Origin of the sequence: Natronobacillus azotifigens (assembly GCF_026805325.1) — a bacterium.
In the GTDB taxonomy this organism is placed as follows: domain Bacteria; phylum Bacillota; class Bacilli; order Bacillales; family Amphibacillaceae; genus Natronobacillus; species Natronobacillus azotifigens.
The window spans coordinates 95,094-103,742 of sequence record NZ_JAPRAT010000011.1; the positions used below are offsets into that span (position 1 = coordinate 95,094).

At 36.2% G+C, this 8,649-nt stretch carries 6 protein-coding genes; 5 read left to right on the forward strand and 1 reads right to left on the reverse strand.

Translation table 11 applies throughout. The features are described from left to right. Nucleotides 1–30: 30 nt before the first annotated feature. Together yfcE and OWO01_RS07490 are read left to right on the forward strand one after the other, a co-directional pair. Nucleotides 31–573 carry a phosphodiesterase gene (gene yfcE / locus OWO01_RS07485; RefSeq protein ID WP_268779821.1) on the forward strand — a complete coding sequence of 181 codons (543 nt, stop codon included), beginning with the start codon at nt 31–33 and terminating at the stop codon, nt 571–573. A gap of 346 nt (nt 574–919) precedes the next feature. Continuing rightward, a complete protein-coding gene (locus tag OWO01_RS07490; RefSeq protein ID WP_268779822.1) occupies nt 920–2,596 on the forward strand; it encodes an alpha/beta hydrolase in 1,677 nt (558 codons plus the stop codon). Nucleotides 2,597–2,759: 163 nt separating this feature from the next. Here the strand turns inward: OWO01_RS07490 and OWO01_RS07495 are convergent, their stop codons facing one another. Continuing rightward, nucleotides 2,760–4,067, reverse strand: a complete 1,308-nt coding sequence (locus OWO01_RS07495) for a methyl-accepting chemotaxis protein (RefSeq protein WP_268779823.1) — start codon at nt 4,065–4,067, stop codon at nt 2,760–2,762. Between the two features lie 763 nt (nt 4,068–4,830). Between OWO01_RS07495 and OWO01_RS07500 the strand changes: the two genes are divergently transcribed. The 3 genes from OWO01_RS07500 to OWO01_RS07510 are packed head-to-tail and all read left to right on the forward strand — an operon-like array spanning nt 4,831 to nt 8,417. Further along, complete coding sequence (locus OWO01_RS07500) at nt 4,831–6,309, forward strand: ABC transporter permease (protein ID WP_268779824.1); 1,479 nt, start codon at nt 4,831–4,833, stop codon at nt 6,307–6,309. A 16-nt stretch (nt 6,310–6,325) separates the two neighbouring features. Next, complete coding sequence (locus tag OWO01_RS07505) at nt 6,326–6,997, forward strand: ABC transporter ATP-binding protein (protein ID WP_268779825.1); 672 nt, start codon at nt 6,326–6,328, stop codon at nt 6,995–6,997. A gap of 40 nt (nt 6,998–7,037) precedes the next feature. Continuing rightward, on the forward strand, nt 7,038–8,417 hold the full coding sequence (locus OWO01_RS07510; RefSeq protein WP_268779826.1) for a PASTA domain-containing protein: 1,380 nt from the start codon (nt 7,038–7,040) through the stop codon (nt 8,415–8,417). Nucleotides 8,418–8,649: the final 232 nt, after the last annotated feature.

Sequence of the window (8,649 nt, forward strand, 5' to 3'; positions counted from 1 at the left end):
ATTGAATGGTAACAAGAAAGGAAGGATACGATGAAAATGGGTTTTATCAGTGATACGCATGGAGGTTATGATGATCTAGTAAAGGCACTACATTTGCTAGAAGAATGTGATCAGATTTGTCACATCGGGGATGTCCTTTATCATGGGCCACGTAATGAGATTCCAGAAACGTATCACCCAAAGAAAATAATTGAAGTTCTTAAGGAACGGGAAGATATTGTTTATGTCCGTGGAAATTGTGATGCGGATGTTGATGAAATGGTTTTGGATCAAGATCTTTCTAGTAAATCGAGGGTAGTATCTTTTGATGATTTTAAATTTTTTCTTGTGCATGGCTATGAAGAGACGGAAGACGAGCGCATAGAGGAAGCAAAAAGGCTTGGTTGTGATGTTGTTGTTTCTGGTCATACCCATGTTAAAGTGCTTGAAGAAAAAGACGGGATTGTCGTATTAAATCCCGGAAGTACAACGATCCCGAAAGATGGGACAAAGTCTATTGCACTGTATGAAAATGGACAAATTAAACTAATGGATTTGGAAAGTCAAGCTGGTATTGCGGGTATAAAACTATAGGCTCGTCATCTAGGCAGCCTATTTCAACAACTGGTTAATTTCACTAATCCAATCCTTTTATGTATAGAAATGAAAACAAGCTATCTAGTTGAGTTAACTGGATAGCTTGTTAGTCATTCATAATTCGTCTCAGTTCATCATGATAGAATCATTTATTTCTTTTCGATCGTCTCCATAATTCATGTTCAATGGAACAAGTCCATTAAGGTTGTAACGCATACTAAGTTAGGATAGGTTTATAGTTGAATAAGTATAATCCATACCACTCAATAGCCCTTTTCAATTGTTGAAAAACATAATGAAGAATATAATAGAATTATAATTTTACATAAAAAGGGGAATTTGCATGCCTTTATTCGATTCTTTGTATATCCCATTATCAGGTGTAGAACAAAAACCAGTGCGCCGCTCTATAAGTATGCTTGCCTCCACATTCGTGGTGCTGAATATTCTTTCCGTACTATTAAGCATTGTATTTTTGTACGGTTTTGATATTGCAAGCTTTCTAACTGGGTTTGGGGTAGTGCTACTCCTTACTTTTATTGGTAGTATACTGGTTGCTGCATTGCCGAGCAATAACCTTGCAATGGATCGAGGGTATTTATTGTTTTCTGTTTTGGCTATGGTTTTTCTTCCGGTTATCAATACGTTTGCTGCTAGTAATCCTAATAACCAATCTTCTACTAGTTGGATATCTAGTGCAATCATACTCCTGTTGCTTGGATTTGGAACAGTGATGGCTTGGAAGAAAAGAACAAGGTCTCATTCTGTGATATTTGGAGGTTTCCACCAAGAAAAACAATCGATGAGGTCAATAATAGAATTTATTATATTGATATTTTGTTTATTGGTTGGTCTGTTTTTTGCTTATCAACTGCTAGTAGGGAAGACTGGTGGAGTTGTCGAACTGATCCTCCCTGGCTATGCCCTTTTTTTTAGTATTGCGACACTAGCAATCACTGCTTTGCTTATGAAAAAAAAGCGGACAATGTTCAGCGTCTTTCTAGCCGTTGTAGGGATAATGATAGCTGTAATCTTCAGTGTTCCGGTTGTCGCAACGTTATTTTCCATAAATGAAGCAGAGCAAGAGTTTGCAGAGACATTTGGGGAGAGCTGGGAAGAGAATATTTCTGACGTGGATCATTCATACTTTTTGCCTACAATTTTTTCGCTACCAAACTATTTCTTCGGTACAAGAACAGAGAATTATATGTTGAAAGAAGACATTCTGTTTTATGAAGGGACAGAAGGAGTAGACGAGGGTATTGAACTATACTTTGATGCCTATTTACCAACTGAAAATAGTGAGAGTCTCCCTGGTAATCGGGCTGTTTTGATTCGAATTCATGGTGGTGGTTGGACGATTGGTAATAAAGGAGCTGTGAACTATGCAGGAGTAAATAAGTATTTCGCTAGCCAGGGTTATGTTGTTTTTGATGTCCAATATGGGTTAAGTAATGAGGAGAAGTTTGTGGACTTTGCTCCTGTCTCTGAAAATGTTGTAGGAGATTTTACGATTGACGATATGGTTCGACATATTGGAATTTTCACCGATTATTTGGTTACCAATAATGACGAGTTTAACGGGGATTTGGATACAGTATTTGTATCTGGTCCGTCAGCGGGAGGGCAGCTTGCTAGTGCAGTAGGCCTTGGATTAGCGAGTGGTCAGTATAGCGATATATTGAATCAGGCGTTGGAGGTTAAGGGAATTATTCCGATCTATCCGGCTCATGAATTAGCAGGCCAGATCGGTATTGATGGATCAGAAGAACTAGTAGATCCAGCGTTACTAGTGACGGAGAACAGTCCCCCTGCGTTAATCTTTCAGGGGTCGGAAGATGGAATCGTTGACCCTTCTATTGCGAAAGCATTTGATGAGTCATATGCTAATCAAGATAATGAGAGGTCTATTTTACTTATGATGCCATTGGCAGGACACAACAGCGACTTCTACTTTTCAACCTATTATAATCAACTATTAATCTATTATATGGAGAGATTTATGTTAAAAGTCAGATGAGACGGTAGTTTCCGTGCCTAGTTTCGGTGCCTGTCACCACCCGAATTATGTCGAATGGGGGATGGGGTGATTCTCACTGGTACAATAACGCTTATAATAGGTAACTAGGTAAACAAAAAGAGACAGCGTCATATACCTGTCTCTTTCAATCTTTCAATTTGACCTAATTAATATGAAAAGCTTTAACTGATTGTTGCAGTTCTTCTGCCATTTGGGTTAGTGTATCGGCTGATGAGGCGATTTCTTCCATCGCTGCATTTTGCTCTTCTGCTGATGCCGCAACTTCTTGTGTGCTTTTCACTGAAGCCTCGGCAACTTTTCCAGTTTCTTTTATAGAAGTAGCAATCATATTTGTTACTGCTGATATTTGTTGAACGGCAGCTGACACATCTTGAACCTGTTTTGTAACAACATGAATGGATCCTGAAATGTCCTCAAAAGAGTTTCCTGCTTGATCAACAAATTCTAAACCGCCTTTTACGGAGGATCGTGCGTCTTTCATTGATGTAACAGATTGGTTAATACCAGATTGCATGTCGGAAATGAGTTCGGCAATCTGATCAGCAGCTTCTTTTGATTGTTCAGCGAGTTTTCTTACTTCATCAGCGACAACTGCAAACCCTTTACCATGTTCTCCAGCTCTAGCTGCTTCGATTGCAGCGTTTAGTGCTAATAAGTTCGTTTGTTCCGCAACGTCAGTAATCAAAGAGATAATACTCGTGATTTTTTCTGATTTAGTGTCGAGTTCTTCCACGTTATCACCTGTTTGATTCATTATTTGCTGAATATTTCTCATTTGTTTAATGGTTTTATTTATAATAGAATCCCCTTCATTGGCTTTTAAGGACATTTGTGAAGAAGAATCATTAACGGCTTCCATACTATGAGCAATTTGTTCTACTCCATTTACAACATCGGATATGGAAGTATTGATCTCATCTGAATTATTTAATTGTTGCTCTGCTCCAGATGCCATTTCTTGAATTGTTCCCGCAATTGCGTCCGTTGTTTGACTAGTTTCTTCCGCACTTGCTGTCAATTGCTCTGATGACGCAGCCACTTGTTCAGACGCATTTGCAACGGCTTGAATGAGTTCTTTTAAGTTATCCCTCATATTATTATATCCATCTGATAAGTCACCGATCTCATCTTTAGATGTGTCCTCAATGTTAACTGTAAAATCTCCATCACCAGCTTTTTCCAAAGCAACCTTTACATTGGTTAACCTCGTTTTTATTCTTTTGGTAAAAAACATAACGCAGATTAGAGCTATTATCAAGGAGACCCCAAGCACAATATAGAAATCAGTCATCATTGAAGCGATTAGACCATTACTAACTTCAGCTTCTTGAAGAGTCACGTTTATTTGAATTTGAAAGACAATAGCTATAGCTAGTGCAAATAAGATGAGTAAACCAATTACTAACAAGTTAATCTTTGTACTTATACTAAGTTTTTTAAAAAATTTCATTAGAGCACTCCTTTTAAATTTAGAATAAAGTTAAGTATTGTAGAATATCTTTTGTTGAGAAATCAAATGACATAAAAGGTAAAAAGAATAGAATTAGTTTTTTTAAGAATTAGTCATGGTTTGTACTCATTGCGATTTACTGATTGGTGTAAAAATAGGAATCTAGAAGTTCTTCTTCAAAAAAATGCAAGATGCAAGACATATTAGGAGAGTTCTGAATCGGTTTATGTATTGCTCTTTGAAATTTTTACAGGTGAAATTCGTTATGCTGTTTGTAATCGTTACCAATTTTTATTCACTAACACTCTTTCCCCCTTCCCCCTTTCCCATTGACAGATGGAAGGGTTACTAAACTATAGTACACCTTACTTTTTTATCAACGTTTGGAATCTGTAATTTAACATTCTATTTACAGTAAATATAATACAACGAAATACGCTAAAAACATACAAAATAAATAAAAATTCTACAAAATTTGACTTTTTAACTATACTTAGATAGAAAAATATAAGTCATAAGACATGAGAATAAAGAATCACCACAGGTGCCTGTCACCTCCCGAATTATGTCGATTAGTAATAGTTGTAATGAATTTGAAATAAAAATAACATTTTTTCTTAAAATTTAGGTTGTTATTTCCTTGGATATAAATGATAATATATATGATACTGATAGATAAATAGAAATATTTACAATTCACCCAAATTGGATTATTTTTATGAATCTGGATTTATACAATGTTATAAGTATGAGGGGGTTAGTGATGAATTTTATTAAACGTGGTTTTTTAAGTGTTTCAAGAAAGAAAACAAAATCTTTAATTTTATTAGCTGTCATTTTCATCTTAGGGAACGTCATATCAGGTTCGATCTCGATTCAACAGGCTACAGATAACGTGGAAACAAGTATAAAAGAAAGGTTAGGTGCTGCAGCAACCGTAGAACTTGATTATGAAAAGATAGACCAGATGAGTGAAGAAGAGCATATGAACTTAGAAATATCGAATTTAGATCTGGAACTAATAAAGCAAATTGGTGAACTATCTTATGTGAAATATTATGATTATAGCTTCTCTACATGGTTAGGCTCAGATACTGCTAATAGTTATCTAGGTGAAGGTGTGGAAGAGCGGTATGAATATGATGGTCCGAGCTATGATTTTCAATTAAAGGGTGTTAACTATGCACCAGTCTTGGACTTTGAAGAAGGAATAGGTAATTTATTGGAAGGTCGTGCTTTTGAGGATCAGGAAGTAGAAAATGGATCCAGTGTCGCAATCATATCTAAGAAATTAGCAGAAATCAATGATTTACAAATAGGAGATAATATCACTTTTACAAACAGTGTTTATAGTTATGATTACACCACTGGGGAAGAAAAATTAGAAACGTCACGCGATGTTATTTTAGAAGTCATAGGCTTGTTTAATCCGACTTCTGTAAGTGTAGAAGAAGGCGACAGGGATCAGGGAATGTTTGATTATATGAACATGGAGTATCAAAACACTGTTTATGTTCCAAATGAAGTTGTTATTAGTGAGGTAACCTATCAATTTGAGGAATATCTGAAATATGATGAAGAATATGCAGCGATTGTTGAAGAAGAAGGAATATCTATGACGGATTATTATATACCTATTTTTGTTTTGAATAGTCCTGAAGACAGTCGTTCGTTTGCGGAAGAAGTTCAACCGTTATTACCCGAAATTTATAAAGTTAGTAGTTCTGGTGATCAATATGACTCGATTGCAGCACCGGTTGAATCTATGTCTAAATTAGCTGGTTATGTGCTACTTATTGCTGTCGTTGCAACGGTATTGATTATTGGTTTGGTTGTTCTATTATTCCTTCGAGATCGAAAACATGAATTAGGAATTTACCTATCTCTAGGGGAACGCCGAGCTCGCGTGGTAGGCCAAATCTTATTAGAAGTAATGGTTGTAGCTCTAATTGGTATTACTTTATCCTTATTCACTGGGAATCTTTTAGCTCAAGGTATTTCAGAAACTTTACTCAACGCAGAAAATACGCAAAACCAATATCATGACATGATATATTACAGTGAGTTAGACGCTTATCAAACTAATGTAACCATGGATGACGTAATGGCCTCATATGAAGTAAAACTAGATTTTAGCTATATATTAATCTTTTATATTGTTGGACTATTAACGATATTAGTATCAACGATTATTCCATTAATATACATTGTTCGATTGAACCCTAAGAAAATAATGATGTAGTAGAGAGGTGAAATAGATGATATTAGAAGCAAAAGAATTGAATTATTTTTATCAAGATGGAGATAGTCGTCGTTATGTCTTAAAGGATACAAACGTAGGGTTTGAAAAAGGAAAGTTTTACACGATTTTAGGGCAGTCTGGTTCTGGTAAAACAACCCTTTTATCCTTACTTAGCGCATTAGATTCTCCGCATAGTGGTAATGTATTGTTCAACGAACAAGATATTAAAAAAATTGGCTATGAGAAATATCGTAGAAACAACGTCGGTATTATTTTTCAAAGTTATAACCTTATTCCTGCCTTTACAGCAGTAGAAAATGTACTAGTTCCGATGGCGATTACAGAAAATGAAATTCCTGAGGATCAAAAGACAGTTGCATATAACCTTTTAGATTATATTGGAATTGTGAAAAGTAAAGCAGATCGTCCTGTAAATAAGCTTTCGGGTGGTGAACAGCAACGTGTTGCCATCGCTCGAGCATTAGCTACCAATGTTGAATTAATTTTAGCAGATGAGCCAACAGGTAATCTTGATGAGGAAATGGAACAAGAGATCATTGACATTTTTAAAAAGCTAGCACATGAACATGATAAGTGTGTGGTGGTTGTAACACACTCGAATGAAATTGCCCAACAGTCTGATCAAACTTTCATGCTTCAGAAAGGCAAATTATCAGCTTATGAGTGATTTTTTATCGAAATTTAATAAGAATAATTACGAGGATACTTTGGATGAACAGGGTGATGAAACCTCGGAAGAAGTAAACGGTAAAGATAATGAGGGTATCGAATCAAAAACAGAAGAGGAAAAAATTCCGATGGCAAAAGCCCAATCGGCCACTCATCGAAGTATAGTAGGGGAAGAGCTAGAGTTCGATCCCACTTATCAGAAGCGAAAACGACGAAAGCTGTTATTGATTATTCTAGGAGTTATTGCAACCCTTGTTTTAGGTTTCATCACTTATTATAATCTTGTTCATGTAGAGGTGGAGGATTTTAGGGATAAACCTGTTTCAGAAGTGCGGGCATGGGCAGCAACAAATGATGTGCAAATGGAGTTAACAGAAGAGTACAGTTCAGATATTGAATTGAATCGAATCATCTCTCAAAGTATAGATGAAGGAAAAAAGATCCGAAAAGGTAAAACGATAACATTAGTTAGTAGTTTAGGACTGGATCCAGAAGAAACTATTCCTTTACCTGATTTTTCTGAAATGACGCAAAGTGATGCCGAGGTTTGGATAGCGGAACATCAGGCAGAAAACCTTAACCTTGTTTCCGAGTATAGTGATAACGTTGAGAGTGGAGCCTTTATTAAACTTGTCATTAGAGATAGCGATATTGATGAAGCCGAATATCGCCGTAAAGATAGTGCGACAGTCTATTACTCTAGAGGCGAAGAAGTGTTTGAGAAAAATATAAGTGTTCCAGATTTTTCTGAAAGTACAAAAGAAGAAGTACAGCAATGGGCAGATACCAATGAAATTGCATTAACTTTTGAGGAAAAAGATTCGAATACTGTAGAAGTTGGTAAAGTGATTAGTCAAAGCATTGAAGCAGAAGAAAAAATTGCAAAGAAAGACGAAATGAAAGTTGTGCTCTCTCTAGGGAAGGCTGTTGTCGTACCGAATTTTGGTGAACTAACGATGGATGAAGCAGTTAGTTATCCTGGATTAGCTGTAACGGTCAATCAGAAATTTCATTCCAAGTTGTCCTATGGAAAATTAATTGCTCAGTCAATTGAAGCGGATACTAAATTAATTGGAGATGATGATCCTTCGATTACTGTTACTTATTCAGTAGGTCAACCGTTTCTTGCTGATTACCGTGGCATGCTAGAGGGAGATTTACCGAGGTTATTTTATGATGACTATCAAGCAAAAGGGGCAAATATAAACTACATTGTTAAATACGTAGATGCTGATGAGGTAAAGGGAACTGTTGTAGGTATGAGTAAATTTAATGAATTTGTTTCCACGGAGTTTACTGTTGAAATAAGGATCAGTAATAACACATCCGCACCAACAGCATCCACCCCGATAGAATATGAGGAAGATGAAATAGACCCACCAATCGAAATAGAAGTGCCAGAAGAACCTAAAGAATAATTACTGGTGCCTGTCACCACCCGGTTTTTGTCGAAAATTGATGATTTCTTTGTGGTGAATGGGTAGATAAAGATGTTTTCTTAAGCTTGTGACTAAACTACCTTCTCTTATTAAGAAAGAATAAAACTATCCAGTCAGTTGACTGGATAGTTTTATTCTGTTCTTAGAAAACCCCCGGCTATGCCGGGGGTTCCAAAGAGCTTTCAGCGAGGTATCAAAAAAAGCCACACTT